General features: G+C 61.7%; 16 protein-coding genes. 15 read left to right on the plus strand and 1 reads right to left on the minus strand.

The annotated features are described in order from the left end of the window. Positions 1 to 2 precede the first annotated feature (2 nt). Complete coding sequence (locus QA637_RS05400; RefSeq protein ID WP_283064195.1) at positions 3 to 623, minus strand: cytochrome b; 621 nt, start codon at positions 621 to 623, stop codon at positions 3 to 5. A 212-nt stretch (positions 624 to 835) separates the two neighbouring features. Between QA637_RS05400 and tpiA the strand changes: the two genes are divergently transcribed. The 15 genes from tpiA to lipA all read left to right on the plus strand — a co-directional run bounded on the left by tpiA (position 836) and on the right by lipA (position 16,022). Beyond that, positions 836 to 1,606 carry a triose-phosphate isomerase gene (gene tpiA, locus QA637_RS05405; protein ID WP_283064196.1) on the plus strand — a complete coding sequence of 257 codons (771 nt, stop codon included), beginning with the start codon at positions 836 to 838 and terminating at the stop codon, positions 1,604 to 1,606. A gap of 133 nt (positions 1,607 to 1,739) precedes the next feature. Next, positions 1,740 to 2,210 carry a preprotein translocase subunit SecG gene (gene secG, locus QA637_RS05410; RefSeq protein WP_283064198.1) on the plus strand — a complete coding sequence of 157 codons (471 nt, stop codon included), beginning with the start codon at positions 1,740 to 1,742 and terminating at the stop codon, positions 2,208 to 2,210. A 137-nt stretch (positions 2,211 to 2,347) separates the two neighbouring features. Next, complete coding sequence (gene pyrG, locus QA637_RS05415; protein ID WP_283064884.1) at positions 2,348 to 3,985, plus strand: CTP synthase; 1,638 nt, start codon at positions 2,348 to 2,350, stop codon at positions 3,983 to 3,985. A gap of 157 nt (positions 3,986 to 4,142) precedes the next feature. Beyond that, complete coding sequence (locus QA637_RS05420) at positions 4,143 to 5,033, plus strand: VOC family protein (protein WP_283064200.1); 891 nt, start codon at positions 4,143 to 4,145, stop codon at positions 5,031 to 5,033. After that, positions 5,033 to 5,875, plus strand: a complete 843-nt coding sequence (gene kdsA, locus QA637_RS05425; RefSeq protein ID WP_167528385.1) for a 3-deoxy-8-phosphooctulonate synthase — start codon at positions 5,033 to 5,035, stop codon at positions 5,873 to 5,875. Before QA637_RS05420 ends, kdsA begins: the two co-directional genes overlap by 1 nt. A 129-nt stretch (positions 5,876 to 6,004) precedes the next feature. Then, the gene (gene eno / locus QA637_RS05430; protein WP_153442318.1) at positions 6,005 to 7,279 is read left to right on the plus strand and encodes a phosphopyruvate hydratase; all 1,275 of its coding nucleotides are present in this window, start codon (positions 6,005 to 6,007) and stop codon (positions 7,277 to 7,279) included. Between the two features lie 291 nt (positions 7,280 to 7,570). After that, positions 7,571 to 7,891 (plus strand): FtsB family cell division protein, encoded by a 321-nt coding sequence (locus QA637_RS05435; RefSeq protein WP_153442319.1) that lies wholly within the window; start codon positions 7,571 to 7,573, stop codon positions 7,889 to 7,891. A gap of 136 nt (positions 7,892 to 8,027) precedes the next feature. After that, entirely contained in the window at positions 8,028 to 9,074 is a 1,047-nt protein-coding gene (gene pdhA, locus QA637_RS05440; protein WP_153442320.1) for a pyruvate dehydrogenase (acetyl-transferring) E1 component subunit alpha, read from the plus strand. 17 nt (positions 9,075 to 9,091) lie between these two features. Then, entirely contained in the window at positions 9,092 to 10,459 is a 1,368-nt protein-coding gene (locus QA637_RS05445) for a pyruvate dehydrogenase complex E1 component subunit beta (RefSeq protein ID WP_283064204.1), read from the plus strand. Positions 10,460 to 10,474: 15 nt separating this feature from the next. Next, a complete protein-coding gene (locus tag QA637_RS05450) occupies positions 10,475 to 11,833 on the plus strand; it encodes a pyruvate dehydrogenase complex dihydrolipoamide acetyltransferase (RefSeq protein WP_153442322.1) in 1,359 nt (452 codons plus the stop codon). A 58-nt stretch (positions 11,834 to 11,891) separates the two neighbouring features. After that, positions 11,892 to 12,533, plus strand: coding sequence for an SGNH/GDSL hydrolase family protein (locus QA637_RS05455; protein WP_153442323.1), 642 nt, complete (start codon positions 11,892 to 11,894; stop codon positions 12,531 to 12,533). 2 nt (positions 12,534 to 12,535) lie between these two features. Next, complete coding sequence (locus QA637_RS05460) at positions 12,536 to 13,117, plus strand: GNAT family N-acetyltransferase (protein WP_153442324.1); 582 nt, start codon at positions 12,536 to 12,538, stop codon at positions 13,115 to 13,117. A gap of 19 nt (positions 13,118 to 13,136) precedes the next feature. Beyond that, on the plus strand, positions 13,137 to 14,582 hold the full coding sequence (gene lpdA / locus QA637_RS05465; protein ID WP_153442325.1) for a dihydrolipoyl dehydrogenase: 1,446 nt from the start codon (positions 13,137 to 13,139) through the stop codon (positions 14,580 to 14,582). A 78-nt stretch (positions 14,583 to 14,660) separates the two neighbouring features. After that, complete coding sequence (locus QA637_RS05470) at positions 14,661 to 14,912, plus strand: GlsB/YeaQ/YmgE family stress response membrane protein (protein WP_283064208.1); 252 nt, start codon at positions 14,661 to 14,663, stop codon at positions 14,910 to 14,912. 135 nt (positions 14,913 to 15,047) lie between these two features. Continuing rightward, positions 15,048 to 16,022, plus strand: a complete 975-nt coding sequence (gene lipA, locus QA637_RS05475) for a lipoyl synthase (protein WP_153442327.1) — start codon at positions 15,048 to 15,050, stop codon at positions 16,020 to 16,022. Positions 16,023 to 16,035 lie beyond the last annotated feature (13 nt).

Genomic DNA, 16,035 nt, shown 5'->3' on the forward strand with positions numbered 1-16,035 from the left:
GGTCATTTCCTCTCGACGATGGTGTCGTCGTTCTCGTGAGTGTTGAACGTCCTGGCATCGCTTGGGCGGCGGGCAGGGCGAAGCATGCGGACAAGGACTTCGTCTCGTCGCAGAAAATGATGGTAGAACGCCGCCGCCGCGTGCCCCGCGACCAGCCCAAGCGTAAGATAAGCGAGCAGCGCGTGCGCGAAGGTCCAGAACGCCTCCGAAGCTTCCGATTGCCGCAGCGGCAGATGCGGAATGACGATAAAATTGAAAAAGAAGCTTGGAATATTCAGCGTCGAGGTCGATGCGACCGCCCAGCCGGCAAGCGCTACGATCAGCCCGAGAACGATCAGCGCCCGATGCATGATCTGGGCCGCCATATGCTCCAGTGGGCCGAGGCCCGGAGGGGGAGCTGGATTGCGTTCGATGGACCACCACACAGCCCGAAGGACCGCCAGCCCCAGCACCGTGAAGCCGAAGGATTTGTGCCACTGATAGAGGGAGAACTGCAAAGCCGGATCGATTTCGGTGCGCCGCATGACGAAGCCGAGAAGGAGGAGGCCAAGGATCAGCACCGCAATCGCCCAGTGGAGGACGATCGTCACCGCTCCAAATCCGCTCTCGCTGTTGCGCAGCATGGCGCTCTCCGGATGAAGGAAGCCAATTCCTCTTCGGCACCGTACAGTCACCAGTATAAGACGCCCAAAGCTCGGCTTTTATTCGCTCCCTGGTTCGACGAACGGGCACCTTAGGTGGCAAGCACCGGATTATTCCGTGGCGGGTGCTTTTTTTTGCCCGGACGATTTGCTAGGCCGCTTGCCGAGAAAGAGACCCGATACGGAGGAATTTCATGACGCCCGCTATCCGCCCGCTCGTTGCCGGAAACTGGAAGATGAACGGAACACGCGCCTCGCTCGACCAGATCAAGGCGATGGCGGAGGGCGTCAAGGGCAGTCTGTCCGAAAAGGTGGAGACGCTGATCTGCCCACCTGCAACGCTGCTCTACGTCGCGACCGCGCTTTGTGACGACAGCCCTCTGATGATCGGCGCCCAGGACTGCCATCCGAAACAATCCGGCGCCCACACGGGCGATATCTCCGCCGAGATGATCGCCGACTGCTTCGGCACCTATGTCATCGTCGGGCATTCCGAACGCCGCACCGATCATGCCGAGAGCGACGCGCTGGTGCGCGCCAAGACCGAAGCGGCTCATGCGGCCGGCCTTGTCGCCATCGTCTGCATCGGCGAAACCGGCGACGAGCGTCAGGACGGCAAGACGCTCGACGTCCTGAAGCGCCAGCTCGCGGAAAGCCTGCCGGATGGCGCGACGGCGGAAAACACTGTCATCGCCTACGAGCCCGTCTGGGCGATCGGCACCGGCCTGACGCCGACGGCATCCGATGTCGAGGAAGCGCATGCTTTCATGCGCAGCGAACTGGTCTCGCGCTTCGCAGCCGCAGGCGGCAAGATGCGCATTCTTTACGGCGGTTCGGTCAAGCCCGGCAACGCCAAGGAACTGATGGGTGTTGCCAATGTGGACGGTGCCCTGATCGGTGGCGCGAGCTTGAAAGCGGACGACTTCCTCGCCATCTACAGGGCATATGAAGAATTGACCGCCTGATTGCTCTCCCGCGCGGGACAGGGGCTTGGAATAGCAAACGGCTTGGTATAAAGAGGCGCCAAACTGCGCCCGGCCTTGCCGTGTTTCGCGCCGGGTTTGATTCGTGTGCCCAAGAGGGCAGGACTGGAAGCTGATGCAGACCGTACTACTCGTCATCTATCTCATGGTCGTCGTCGCCCTGATCGGCGTCGTCCTCATTCAGCGTTCCGAAGGCGGCGGTCTCGGCATTGGCGGCGGTTCGGGCTTCATGTCGGCCCGTGGTACGGCCAACGCGCTTACCCGCACGACTGCCGTTCTCGCCTTCCTCTTCTTCGGTCTGGCGCTGGCAATGGGCATTCTCTCCCGTTACGAGCCGCAAGCGACCGACATTCTCGACCGGATCCCGGGCACGAGCTCGAGCGGCGGCGGCGTCCTCGATTCGCTCGGAGGCGGGCAGCAGACACCTCCGGCTGGCGGAAACACGCAACAGCCGGCTAACGGTAATGCGCCGGCCAATGGTGCCGCCCCCGCGGGCCAGGCACCCGCCGGTGCCGCACCGGCGCCGCAAGCGCCTGCAAACGGCGCCAACGGCAATACGGGATCGCAAGTTCCGAGCGGCCAGTAAGGTCGCAAATCAGAAGAACCCACCGGCGGATGCTTCATCCGCCGGTTTTGTTTTGTGTGAAATCCGTCCTCTCCCAAGACGAAAAATTCCTGAAAACGAATTTTTCGGTGGCGGAATCGTTTGTGAAAAGGTATCCGGTGACTCCCATGGCGCGATATGTATTCATCACTGGCGGCGTGGTTTCCTCCCTCGGAAAAGGCATCGCTGCAGCCGCTCTCGGAGCGCTGCTGCAGGCGCGTGGCTACCGGGTGAGACTGCGTAAGCTCGACCCTTACCTCAATGTCGATCCGGGCACGATGAGCCCGACCCAGCACGGTGAGGTATTCGTCACCGACGACGGAGCGGAGACAGACCTCGATCTCGGTCACTACGAGCGCTTCACGGGGCGTTCGGCAACGAAGACCGACAACATCACCACCGGGCGGATCTACAAGAACATCATCGACAAGGAACGGCGCGGCGACTATCTCGGCGCGACAGTTCAGGTGATCCCGCACGTCACCAATGAAATCAAGAATTTCGTCACCGAGGGCAATGACGATTACGACTTCGTCATCTGCGAGATCGGCGGCACCGTCGGCGACATCGAAGCGATGCCCTTCATGGAGGCGATCCGCCAGCTCGGCAACGATCTGCCACGCGGCACCGCCGTCTATGTCCATCTGACGCTGATGCCCTATATCCCGGCGGCCGGCGAACTCAAGACCAAGCCGACGCAGCATTCGGTCAAGGAACTGCAGGCACTCGGCATCCATCCCGACATCCTGCTCGTTCGCGCCGATCGCGAGATCCCGGAAGCCGAGCGCCGCAAGCTGTCGCTCTTCTGCAATGTTCGTCAGTCCGCCGTCATCCAGGCGCTCGATGTCGCCTCGATCTATGACGTGCCGATCGCCTATCACAAGGAAGGCCTCGACAACGAGGTTCTCGCCGCCTTTGGCATCGAGCCGGCGCCGAAGCCGCGGATGGAGGCTTGGGAAGACGTCGCCCACCGCATCCGCACGCCGGAAGGTGAAGTTACGATTGCCATTGTCGGCAAGTATACAGGCCTCAAGGACGCCTATAAGTCGCTGATCGAAGCGCTTTACCATGGTGGCATCGCCAACCGCGTCAAGGTCAAGCTCGAATGGATCGAGTCGGAAATCTTCGAGAAGGAGGATCCGGCGCCCTATCTTGAAAAAGTCCACGGCATCCTCGTTCCCGGCGGCTTCGGTGAGCGTGGTTCCGAGGGCAAGATCAACGCCGCCCGCTTTGCGCGCGAGCGGAAGGTTCCCTATTTCGGCATCTGCTTCGGCATGCAGATGGCCGTGGTCGAGGCTGCTCGCAACCTCGCCGGCATCGAGAAGGCATCTTCGACAGAGTTCGGTCCGGCCAAGGAGCCGGTTGTCGGCCTGATGACCGAATGGGTGAAGGGCAACGAACTTGAAAAGCGCTCCGCCGCGGGCGATCTCGGCGGGACCATGCGCCTTGGGGCCTATCGCGCCGCCCTCAAGCAGAACACCAAGATTGCCGGCATCTACGGATCGACGGATATCTCCGAGCGGCATCGCCACCGTTACGAGGTCAATGTCGATTACAAGGAGCGGCTGGAGTCCTGTGGCCTCGTATTCTCCGGCATGTCGCCGGACGGCGTCTTGCCTGAGACGGTCGAATATGAGGACCATCCCTGGTTCATCGGCGTTCAGTACCACCCGGAACTGAAGTCCCGGCCGCTCGATCCGCACCCGCTGTTCGCGAGCTTCATCGAGGCCGCGCTGGAGCAGTCGCGCCTCGTCTGATGCGGCCTAAATCGGACTCTCGCTATCTGCGGCCGGCCCCTCACGGACCGGCCGTTGCCGTTTTCGGTGCCGCCCGACGCCTACTCAAACCGGCCGCGCTTGCAATCGGCGGGCAAAAGTTGCAAACAGCGACGAACCGGCCATCAGGGAACACGCCATGAGCTTACCCCAGCGCATCACCCGCCCGCTCGATCATGTCGTGCTGCCGGTGGCTGAGCTTGCGCAGGCAAGGCGGCGCTTGACCGATCTCGGCTTTGTCGTCGCCGACGATGCGCGTCATCCCTTCGGCACCGAGAATGCGTGCGTCTTCTTCGCCGACAACACCTATCTGGAGCCGCTTGCGATCGCGTCACGTGAGGAGTGCGAAGCTGCGGCGCTCGCCGGCAATGTCTTTGTCTCCCGCGACCAGGCTTTCCGCTTCCGTCAAGGTCCGGAGGGCCTCTCGGCGATCGTTGTAGGAACATCCGACGCCGCGTCCGATCACATGCGGTTCCGTGCATGCGGCGTGTCCGGCGGCGAGATGCTGGAGTTCTCTCGGCCGATGCGGTTGCCGGATGGGCGCGAGGGCCTTGGCTCGTTCCGGCTGGCTTTTGCCGCGGATCTCCGCTCCCCGGATTTCTTCCTCTTCAGCTGCCAGCGCATTCGTGCCCTGCCGGTGGAACAAACGGCGCTTCACCGTCATGGAAACGGGGTCCTCGGCATTACTGAAGTCGTGCTGTCTGAGCCAAATCCCACCGATTTCCAGTATTTGCTGCAGGAGGGCGTCGATGAGCGCGAGGTTTCCGCCCACTCCTTCGGCATGGACATTCAGGCCGGCAATGCCAAGATTTCGGTGCTCAATGTTGCCGGAATGGAGGCCTTCTTCGGCCGATCCGTCAACGGCGCCGAGCGCGGCTTGCGCGGGCGCGCCGTCGTGTTCCGTGTCGCCGATCTCGAAGCGACGCGAGCGCTTTTTGCCAAGAACGATATCGAGTTTGCAGAAATGGGCGGACGCCTCATTGTCCCGGAAGCGCCGGGGCAAGGGGTGATTTTCGCATTTGGAGTGTGATGATGGAAACGAATGCCAGGGTTGTCGTCGGCGAGGGTGCAGGACAGGTAGTCTTTTCGCAGAAGGAGCGGCTTGCGCTGATCGCAGGCCCCTGCCAGATGGAAAGCCGCGACCACGCCTTCATGATGGCCGGAAAGCTCGTCGAGCTTTGCAAGTCGCTCGGGCTCGGCCTCGTCTACAAGTCCTCGTTCGATAAGGCGAACCGTACGTCGCTCTCCGGCAAGCGCGGCATCGGCCTCGATAGCGCGATGGAGATTTTTGCCGATCTCAAGAAGGAGTTCGGTTTTCCGGTACTGACCGACATTCACACCGAAGAGCAATGCGCGATCGTGGCTGAGACGGTCGATATCCTGCAGATCCCGGCCTTTCTGTCGCGGCAGACCGACCTGCTCGTGGCGGCCGCCAAGACAGGGCGCACGATCAACGTCAAAAAGGGCCAGTTCCTCGCGCCCTGGGACATGAAGAACGTGCTCGCCAAGTTTACGATGAGTGGCAATCCTAACGTTCTTCTGTGCGAGCGCGGCGCTTCCTTTGGTTACAACACGCTGGTTTCCGACATGCGCTCGCTGCCGATCATGGCGGAGCTCGGCGCGCCGGTGATCTTTGACGCCACCCATTCGGTGCAGCAGCCAGGCGGGCAGGGCGGCTCGAGCGGCGGTCAACGCGAATTCGTCGAGACCTTGGCGCGTGCTGCCGTCGCCGTCGGCGTCGCCGGCGTCTTCATCGAGACGCATGAAGATCCGGACAATGCGCCCTCGGATGGCCCCAATATGGTGCACTTGAAGGACATGCCGCGGCTTCTCGAAAAGCTGCTTGCCTTCGATCAGATCGCCAAGGCCTGAACAGGCCTTCGTGAAATTTCCATGAACCGCAATGGCGCATGGGCATTTGCATCTCGCGCGCCGTTGTAATTTCGGGGCCATGAACTAAGACAGGCCTGACCATCCGTCGTCCTAACCAGGGAAGAGATCATGACTGCAATCATCGACATCATCGGCCGCGAAATTCTGGATAGCCGCGGCAACCCGACCGTCGAGGTCGACGTTCATCTCGAAGACGGTAGCTTCGGCCGTGCGGCTGTTCCGTCGGGCGCCTCGACCGGTGCACATGAGGCAGTCGAACTGCGCGATGGCGGCACCCGCTATCTCGGCAAGGGTGTCGAGCGCGCCGTCGAAGCGGTGAACGGAGAGATCTTCGAGGCGATCGGCGGCCTCGACGCCGAAAACCAGATTCAGATCGACAAAACCATGATCGAGCTTGACGGCACGGCGAACAAGTCGCGCCTCGGCGCCAACGCCATTCTCGGCGTCTCGCTGGCGGTTGCGAAGGCTGCGGCCGAAGCCGCCGGCCTGCCGCTCTATCGCTATGTCGGCGGTCCGAACGCGCATCTCCTGCCGGTTCCGATGATGAACATCATCAACGGCGGTGCGCATGCCGACAACCCGATCGACTTCCAGGAATTCATGATCATGCCGGTCGGCGCGGAAACGCTGAAGGACGCCGTGCGCATGGGCTCGGAAGTCTTCCACACGTTGAAGAAGCAATTGGCTGCCGACGGTCACAACACCAATGTCGGCGACGAAGGCGGTTTCGCTCCGGGCCTGGCTTCCGCGCCGGCCGCCCTCGACTTCATCATGAAGTCGATCGAGAAGGCCGGCTACAAGCCGGGCGAGGACATGTATGTCGCGCTCGACTGCGCCTCGACGGAGTTCTTCAAGGATGGCAAGTATGTGCTGGAAGGCGAGGGCCGCACGCTTGAGCCGGGCGCCATGGCTGAATATCTCGCCGAACTCGCCGCCAAGTACCCGATCATCTCGATTGAAGACGGCATGGCCGAAGACGACTGGGACGGCTGGAAGGCGCTGACCGACAAGATCGGCTCCAAGGTTCAGCTCGTCGGCGACGATCTCTTCGTCACCAACTCGGCTCGTCTGCGCGACGGCATCAAGATGGGCGTTGCCAACTCGATCCTGGTCAAGGTCAACCAGATCGGTTCGCTCTCCGAAACACTCGATGCGGTCGAGACGGCGCACAAGGCCCGCTACACCGCCGTGATGTCGCACCGTTCCGGCGAAACCGAGGACTCGACGATCGCCGATCTCGCCGTTGCCACCAATTGCGGGCAGATCAAGACCGGCTCGCTCGCGCGCTCCGACCGACTTGCAAAGTACAATCAGCTGATCCGCATCGAGGAGCAGCTTGGCTTGCAGGCGCAATACGCCGGCCGCTCGATCCTGCGCGGTTGATTGCAGGCGGAGAAGCGCAACGTCCGTCCCTCATCCGCCTGCCGCACCTTCTCCCCCGCAGGCGGGGAGAAGGGACAAGCGGCATAGCTCGGCGGCCTAAATCCCCCGTATGCGTGGAGAGGGTTAGGGTGAGGGGCGAATCCGGCGTGTGCATCGCGATCTGAAATCGACGTAATCTCAACCCGCCTGCCACACGGCAGGCGGTTTCGTTTTTTCCTGCTATTCATGGTCAACGGTCGGTTAATCAATCGACGTTAGTCTCGTCTCGTATTGCGTATCAGGGCATGGACCATGTGGACACGACATCACAAGAAACGGAGACTGGGGCGGCTGGTTGTGCCGCTCATGGCGGTCGCCTTTCTTTCCTATTTCGGCTATCATTCGATCCACGGAGGATACGGCCTGAGGGCGACAGAGGAGTTCGACCGACAGATCGCCGTGCGCCAAGCCCGATTGGATGAGCTGACTCATCAGCGAAAAATCCTGGAAAAGGAGGTCGAGCTGATGAGCGACGGTTCGTTGGAACGAGATATGCTGGATGAGAAGGCTCGCCTCGCGCTCAACATGTCGCGGAGCGATGAGATCGTTATTTTTCATCGTGGGAAGAATTAACCAAAAGTCGGTTAATTGAAAATTCCCTTCGTAAATCAAAGAGTTGCGCAGAATAATAGCCATGCAAATATGGCATTGCTGTGTTGCTCTTCTTTCCCTATGGTAGCCGGCGAAGGCTAACCATTGGGAGGAATGAATGGCTCCGCGAAAATCCGCGTCCGTCTCCAGCCGCAAGACCGCTGCCAAGTCCGCAAAGAAGGACTTCGCCGGCGGCACGATCGCCGAATTCTCCAAAGAAGATGACCTCAAAGCCTACCGGGAAATGCTGCTGATCCGGCGTTTCGAGGAAAAGGCTGGCCAACTTTACGGCATGGGCTTCATCGGCGGCTTCTGTCACCTCTATATCGGGCAGGAAGCCGTCGTAGTCGGTATGCAGATGGCGCTCAAGGAAGGTGATCAGGTCATCACCGGTTACCGTGATCACGGTCACATGCTTGCTTGCGGAATGAGTGCGCGCGGCGTAATGGCCGAACTGACCGGCCGTCGCGGCGGCCTTTCCAAGGGGAAAGGCGGCTCGATGCACATGTTCTCCAAGGAAAAGCATTTTTATGGCGGCCACGGTATCGTCGGGGCACAGGTGTCGCTCGGCACCGGCCTTGCCTTCGCGAACAAGTACCGTGGCAACGATAATGTCAGCCTCACCTATTTCGGCGACGGCGCCGCCAACCAGGGCCAGGTCTACGAGAGTTTCAACATGGCTGCTCTCTGGAAGCTGCCGGTGATCTACATCGTTGAAAACAACCGCTACGCCATGGGCACGTCCGTGTCCCGTGCATCGGCGCAGACCGATTTCTCGCAGCGCGGCGCCTCCTTCGGAATTCCCGGCTATCAGGTGGACGGCATGGATGTTCGCGCCGTCAAGGCGGCCGCCGACGAAGCGGCTCAATATTGCCGTTCCGGCAAGGGGCCGATCATCCTCGAAATGCTGACCTATCGCTATCGCGGCCACTCCATGTCCGACCCGGCGAAATATCGGTCGAAGGACGAGGTGCAGAAGATGCGCTCCGAGCATGACCCGATCGAGCAGGTAAAGGCCCGGCTTACCGAAAAGGGCTGGGCGAGCGAGGAGGAGCTGAAGCAGATCGACAAGGATGTCCGCGACATCGTTGCCGACAGCGCCGATTTTGCCCAGTCTGATCCGGAGCCGGATGTCTCCGAGCTCTATACCGACATCCTGCTTTGATCCGGGGAGGGACAACCATGCCAGTAGAAATTCTCATGCCCGCCCTTTCCCCGACGATGGAGGAAGGCACGCTCTCCAAATGGCTGAAGAACGAGGGGGACAAGGTGTCCTCGGGCGATGTCATCGCCGAGATCGAAACCGACAAGGCGACGATGGAAGTGGAAGCCGTTGATGAAGGCACGATCGGCAAGCTCCTGATTGCCGCCGGTACGGAAGGCGTGAAGGTCAATACGCCGATTGCCGTGCTGCTGCAGGACGGCGAGGCTGCCGGCGACATCGTAACGCCGAAGGCCGAGGCTCCGAAACCCGCTGCGAATGAAGCGCCCGCCGCCGCGCCGGCTCCGGTTGCCGCTCAGCCGAAAGCGGAGATTCCTGCCGACCCGGCTATCCCCGCCGGAACGGAAATGGTTTCGATGACGGTGCGCGAGGCGCTTCGCGATGCGATGGCCGAGGAGATGCGCGCCAGTGACGACGTTTTCGTCATGGGTGAGGAAGTCGCCGAGTACCAGGGCGCCTACAAGATCACCCAGGGCTTGCTGCAGGAGTTCGGCCCGCGTCGCGTGGTCGACACCCCGATCACCGAACATGGTTTTGCCGGCGTCGGCGTCGGCGCGGCGATGACGGGCCTGCGCCCGATCGTCGAGTTCATGACCTTCAATTTCGCGATGCAGGCGATCGACCAGATCATCAACTCCGCTGCCAAGACTCTTTATATGTCGGGCGGCCAGATGGGCGCGCCGATCGTCTTCCGCGGCCCGAGCGGTGCGGCAGCCCGCGTCGCCGCGCAGCACTCGCAGTGCTATGCCGCCTGGTACAGCCACATCCCGGGCCTCAAGGTCGTCATGCCGTACACGGCCGCCGACGCGAAGGGCCTCTTGAAGGCAGCGATCCGCGACCCGAACCCGGTGATCTTCCTTGAGAACGAAATTCTCTACGGTCACTCCTTCGAGGTTCCGAAGCTCGATGATTTCGTGCTGCCGATCGGCAAGGCCCGCATTCATCGCGTCGGCAAGGATGCAACCATCGTTTCCTTCGGCATCGGCATGACCTACGCGGTCAAGGCTGCGGCCGAGCTCGAAGCGCAGGGCATTGATGTCGAGATCATCGACCTTCGCACGATCCGCCCGATGGATCTTCCGACGGTGATCGAGTCGGTGAAGAAGACCGGCCGCTTGGTGACCGTCGAAGAAGGCTACCCGCAGTCCTCCGTCGGCACCGAGATCGCCACCCGCGTCATGCAGCAGGCCTTCGACTATCTCGATGCGCCGATCCTGACGATCGCGGGCAAGGATGTGCCGATGCCCTATGCCGCCAACCTCGAAAAACTGGCGCTGCCAAGTGTCGCCGAGGTCGTCGATGCCGTGAAAGCCGTTTGCTACAAATAAAGGGAGGGCGCTTCGATGCCAATCAACATCACGATGCCTGCCCTCTCTCCGACCATGGAAGAAGGCAATCTGGCCAAGTGGCTGGTCAAGGAAGGCGATCAGGTCAAGTCCGGCGACGTCATCGCCGAGATCGAGACCGACAAGGCAACCATGGAAGTGGAAGCCGTCGATGAAGGCACGGTCGCCAAGATCGTCGTGCCGGCCGGCACGGAAGGCGTCAAGGTCAATGCGCTGATCGCCGTTCTGGCGGCTGATGGCGAGGACGTGGCGACGGCAGCGAAGGGCGGCAATGGCGGAAATGGCGCGGCTGCACCGGCACCGGCAGCCAAAGCCGAAGAACCGGCCCCGACGGCACCTGCCGCTGCACCCGCTCCTGCTGCGGCACCGGCCGCGGCGCAGCCGGCAGCATCGGTATCGACTCCCGCCGCAGCCGATGGCAAGCGACTCTTCTCTTCGCCGTTGGCGCGCCGCCTTGCCAAGGAAGCCGGCATTGACCTGTCGGCAATCGCCGGTTCCGGCCCCTATGGCCGCGTCGTCAAGAAGGACGTCGAGGCCGCCGTCGCCGGCGGCGGTGCCAAACCGGCAGCCGCACCTGCGCAAGCGGCTGCACCCGCTCCGGCGGCGCTCGCAAAGGGCATGTCCGAGGACGCCGTGCTCAAGCTCTTCGAGCCGGGTTCCTACGAGCTCGTCCCGCATGACGGCATGCGCAAGACCATTGCCAAGCGCCTGCAGGAATCGAAGCAGACGATCCCGCATTTCTATGTTTCGATCGATTGCCAGCTCGACGCTCTGCTTGCGCTTCGTGCACAGCTCAATGCCGCCGCTCCGGAAAAGGACGGCAAGCCCGTCTACAAGCTCTCGGTCAACGACATGGTGATCAAGGCGCTGGCGCTGGCACTGCGCGACGTTCCGGACGCCAACGTCTCCTGGACCGACTCTAATATGGTCAAGCACAAGCATGCCGATGTCGGTGTTGCTGTCTCGATCCCCGGTGGTCTGATCACACCGATTATCCGCCAGGCGGAGTTGAAGAGCCTTTCGGCCATCTCCAACGAGATGAAGGACTTCGGCAAGCGCGCCAAGGAGCGCAAGCTGAAGCCGGAAGAGTACCAGGGCGGCACCACTGCCGTCTCCAACATGGGCATGATGGGCGTCAAGGACTTTGCCGCCGTCGTCAATCCGCCGCATGCGACGATCCTCGCGGTCGGTGCCGGCGAGGAGCGCGTCATCGTTAAGAACAAGGAGATGGTGATCGCCAACATGATGACCGTCACGCTCTCGACCGACCATCGCTGCGTCGATGGAGCGCTCGGTGCGGAACTGCTCGCCGCCTTCAAGCGCTACATCGAAAATCCGATGGGCATGCTGGTCTGATGCGATCGGGACCGGCTTTTTCGAGCCGGTCCATCCCCCAAAAACGTGGGCACAAGCGATGAAGACAGTCCTTTGTTACGGTGACAGTCTGACCTGGGGCTATGACGCGGGCGGCCTCGGCCGGCACGCGTTGGAGGATCGCTGGCCGAGCGTGCTGCAAAAGGCCCTCGGTGCGGACGTGCACGTCATCGCCGAAGGGCTGAACGGCCGCACGACGGCCTATGACGACCATCTCGCCGATTGCGACCGCAACGGTGCGCGTGTCCTGCCGACCGTGCTCCATAGCCACGCGCCGATCGATCTGATGATCTTCCTGCTCGGCACCAACGACATGAAGCCGGTGATCCACGGCACGGCCTTCGGCGCCGTCAAAGGGATCGCGCGCCTCGTCAACCTCGTCCGGCGGCACGACTGGCCGGTCGAAGCCGAGGAGGGGCCGGATATCCTCATCGTCTCGCCGCCGCCGCTTTGCGAAACCGCCAACAGCGCCTTCGCGGCAATGTATGCGGGCGCTATCGAGCAGTCGGCGATGCTGGCGCCGCTCTATCGCGATCTCGCCGACGAACTCGACTGCGGCTTTTTCGATGCCGGCTCCGTTGCGAAAACCACCCCGCTCGATGGCGTGCATCTCGACGCCGACAACACCCGCGCGATCGGCCGGGGATTGGAACCGGTCGTGCGGATGATGCTCGGGCTCTGACCATGGCGGCTGGCGCGACCCTTAGGCCGGCGAGGCGGGGCGAGGCAGCGGAGCTCGCCGTCCTGATCGACATCGCCTCGCACGGATTTGCCGCGTGGCTCTGGTATGGCGGCGTTATGCGCGGCGTTGCCGAAACGGCGTTCGAGCACGGCCGCAACAAGCTTCGCGAAGATGAGGGGCTAGGTACATGGCGCGACGCGATCGTTGCCGAGGTTGAGGATGAGATCGCGGGTGTAGCCGTCTCCTACGCGATCGATCCCTCCGTCCGCGATATCGAGGCGAAACATCCGGTGCTCGTCCCGTTGCTGGCGTTGCAGAGACAGGTCGTGGGCCATTGGTTCATCGATAGCCTTGGGGTCTACAAGCATCGTCGCGGCGAGGGGATCGGCCGCGCATTGCTGGAGCACGAAATTGCCCGCGCCGGGCCGGCGCCGGTGAGCCTGATCACCGAAAGCCACAATGAAAGGGCTCAGGCACTCTACAGGATCAACGGCTTCGAGGAGGTGGTGCGCATTGAAGCCGTACCGCTCTTCGAAGACAGCAGGAAACACGACTGGGTGCTTTTCACCCGAAAGGTCGCTTGAGACAAAAGGCAGGAAACACATGGCTGAGAATTACGACGTCATCGTTATCGGTTCGGGCCCGGGCGGCTATGTCACCGCCATCCGCTCGGCTCAACTGGGCTTGAAGACAGCCATAGTCGAGCGCGAGCACCTCGGCGGCATCTGCCTCAACTGGGGCTGCATTCCGACCAAGGCGCTCTTGCGCTCGGCCGAAATTCTCGACCATGCCAATCACGCCAAGAACTACGGCCTGACGCTCGAAGGCAAGATGACCGCCAACGTCAAGGAGGTCGTCGGCCGCTCCCGCGCCGTCTCTGCACGGCTGACCGGCGGTGTTGCCTTCCTCATGAAGAAGAACAAGGTCGACGTCATCTGGGGCGAGGCGAAGCTCACCAAGCCCGGCGAGATTATCGTCGGCGCGCCCTCGAAACCGGCGGTCCAGCCGCAAAATCCGGTTCCGAAGGGCGTCAAGGGTGAAGGCACCTATACCGCCAAGCACATCATCATCGCGACTGGCGCCCGGCCGCGCGCACTTCCGGGCATCGAGCCGGACGGCAAGCTGATCTGGACCTACTTCGAGGCGATGAAGCCCGAGGAAATGCCAAAGACCATGCTGGTCATGGGGTCCGGCGCGATCGGCATCGAGTTCGCGAGCTTCTACCGGTCGATGGGCGTCGATGTCACCGTCGTCGAGCTCCTGCCGCAGGTCATGCCGGTCGAGGATGCGGAGATTTCCGCCTTCGCCCGCAAGCAACTCGAAAAGCGCGGCATGAAGATCTTCACTGACGCCAAGGTAACGAAGGTTGAGAAGGGTGCGAACGACGTGACCGCGCATGTCGAAACGAAGGACGGCAAGGTCACGCAGATCAAGGCGGATCGCCTGATTTCCGCTGTCGGCGTGCAGGGCAATATCGAAAATCTTGGCCTTGAAGCGCTGGGCGTCGAGACTAGCCGCGGCTGCATCGTCACCGACGGCTACGGCAAGACGAACGTGGCAGGGATCTATGCGATCGGAGATGTCGCCGGCCCGCCGATGCTCGCGCACAAGGCGGAGCACGAGGGCGTGATATGCGTCGAGAAGATCGCCGGCGTTCCCGGTGTACATGCGCTCGACAAGGGCAAGATCCCGGGCTGCACCTATTGCGACCCGCAGGTTGCCTCCGTGGGCCTTACCGAGGCCAAGGCCAAGGAACTCGGCCGCGAGATCCGCGTCGGCCGCTTCAGCTTCGGTGCCAACGGCAAGGCGATTGCGCTCGGCGAGGACCAGGGTCTCGTCAAGACGATCTTCGACAAGAAGACCGGCGAGCTTTTGGGCGCCCATATGGTCGGCGCCGAAGTGACCGAACTCATCCAGGGTTTCGTTGTCGCCATGAACCTGGAAACAACCGAGGAAGAGCTGATGCACACGATCTTCCCGCATCCGACACTCTCGGAGATGATGAAGGAAAGCGTGCTCGACGCCTACGGCCGGGTATTGAACGCCTGATGACGCTCCGCCGTTCGGAACTTTCGGTCTCTTCACGCATTGAGGGCGCTGCAGCGTTTTCAATGCGGGGAGGTTGTCATGAGCTTGAACGGCGTGGGTATTCTGGCGGCGATCATTATCGGCGGTCTTGCTGGCTGGCTGGCGGAGAAATTCATGAGCAGCCAGATGGGGCTGATCGCGAATATCGTCCTCGGCATCGTTGGTGCCCTTGTGCTGAACTTCATTCTGGCGGCCTTCGGCATGGCCTATACGGGCTGGGTTGCCTATCTCGTTATCGGCTTCATCGGCGCGTGCCTGTTGATCGCGGCGGGCCGCGCCGTCAGACGGTAGGGTCTCCTTCCGCATTCGCCAGTGATCGGGCTGCCATGCAAATGGTGGCCTGACTTTTCATGTCCGGCCATCTATATAAATCGAAAGCGGGCGCGTCGGCGGATGGCCGAAGCCCGATACGATGAAGGAAGAAATATGGTAACGGTTTTCGACGCCGTCTCGGATAGGGCCGAGCGTGTTCGCCACCCGGAAAAGGCGCACAAGCCCGATACGGAAGTTCTGCGCAAGCCGGACTGGATCCGCGTAAAGGCGCCGACGTCGAAGGGATACATGGAAACCCGCTCGATCGTGAAGGGCAACAACCTTGTTACGGTCTGCGAGGAGGCTGGCTGCCCGAACATCGGCGAATGTTGGGACAAGAAGCACGCGACCTTCATGATCATGGGCGAGATCTGCACGCGCGCCTGCGCTTTCTGCAACGTCTCGACCGGTAAGCCGAATGCGCTCGATATGGAGGAGCCGGCCAACGTCGCCAAGGCGGTCAAGCAGATGGGCTTGAGCCACGTCGTGATCACCTCCGTCGACCGCGACGACCTTGATGACGGCGGCGCCGAGCATTTCGAGAAGGTGATCTTCGCGATCCGCGAGGCCTCTCCCGAAACGACCATCGAGATCCTGACGCCCGACTTCCTGCGCAAGCCCGGTGCACTGGAGCGTGTAGTTGCTGCCAAGCCGGACGTCTTCAATCACAATCTCGAAACGGTCGCTTCGAACTATCTGACTGTTCGCCCTGGTGCCCGCTACTTCCATTCTATCCGGCTCCTGCAGCGGGTGAAGGAACTCGATCCGTCCATGTTCACCAAGTCCGGCATCATGGTCGGCCTCGGCGAGGAGCGGAACGAAGTGCTGCAATTGATGGACGATCTGCGCACCGCTGACGTCGACTTCCTGACGATTGGTCAATACCTGCAGCCAACACGCAAGCACCACAAGGTCGAGAAATTCGTAACGCCCGAGGAGTTCAAGTCCTACGAGACGGTCGCCTATACAAAGGGCTTCCTGATGGTTTCCTCGAGCCCGCTGACACGCTCGTCACATCACGCCGGCGATGATTTCGCGCGGCTGAGGGCGGCGCGGGAGAGAAAGCTCCTGGCCGAGGCGGGTAACTGATTTCACTGCTGGT

It is taken from the genome of Sinorhizobium terangae (genome assembly GCF_029714365.1).
GTDB classification, from domain to species: domain Bacteria; phylum Pseudomonadota; class Alphaproteobacteria; order Rhizobiales; family Rhizobiaceae; genus Sinorhizobium; species Sinorhizobium terangae.

Coding starts and splice junctions, on each gene's coding strand:
- QA637_RS05400 (WP_283064195.1), bottom strand. CDS start 623: ATGCTGCGCAACAGCGAGAGCGGATTTGGAGCGGTGACGATCGTCCTC.
- tpiA (WP_283064196.1), top strand. CDS start 836: ATGACGCCCGCTATCCGCCCGCTCGTTGCCGGAAACTGGAAGATGAAC.
- secG (WP_283064198.1), top strand. CDS start 1,740: ATGCAGACCGTACTACTCGTCATCTATCTCATGGTCGTCGTCGCCCTG.
- QA637_RS05420 (WP_283064200.1), top strand. CDS start 4,143: ATGAGCTTACCCCAGCGCATCACCCGCCCGCTCGATCATGTCGTGCTG.
- kdsA (WP_167528385.1), top strand. CDS start 5,033: ATGATGGAAACGAATGCCAGGGTTGTCGTCGGCGAGGGTGCAGGACAG.
- eno (WP_153442318.1), top strand. CDS start 6,005: ATGACTGCAATCATCGACATCATCGGCCGCGAAATTCTGGATAGCCGC.
- QA637_RS05435 (WP_153442319.1), top strand. CDS start 7,571: ATGTGGACACGACATCACAAGAAACGGAGACTGGGGCGGCTGGTTGTG.
- pdhA (WP_153442320.1), top strand. CDS start 8,028: ATGGCTCCGCGAAAATCCGCGTCCGTCTCCAGCCGCAAGACCGCTGCC.
- QA637_RS05445 (WP_283064204.1), top strand. CDS start 9,092: ATGCCAGTAGAAATTCTCATGCCCGCCCTTTCCCCGACGATGGAGGAA.
- QA637_RS05450 (WP_153442322.1), top strand. CDS start 10,475: ATGCCAATCAACATCACGATGCCTGCCCTCTCTCCGACCATGGAAGAA.
- QA637_RS05455 (WP_153442323.1), top strand. CDS start 11,892: ATGAAGACAGTCCTTTGTTACGGTGACAGTCTGACCTGGGGCTATGAC.
- QA637_RS05460 (WP_153442324.1), top strand. CDS start 12,536: ATGGCGGCTGGCGCGACCCTTAGGCCGGCGAGGCGGGGCGAGGCAGCG.
- lpdA (WP_153442325.1), top strand. CDS start 13,137: ATGGCTGAGAATTACGACGTCATCGTTATCGGTTCGGGCCCGGGCGGC.
- QA637_RS05470 (WP_283064208.1), top strand. CDS start 14,661: ATGAGCTTGAACGGCGTGGGTATTCTGGCGGCGATCATTATCGGCGGT.
- lipA (WP_153442327.1), top strand. CDS start 15,048: ATGGTAACGGTTTTCGACGCCGTCTCGGATAGGGCCGAGCGTGTTCGC.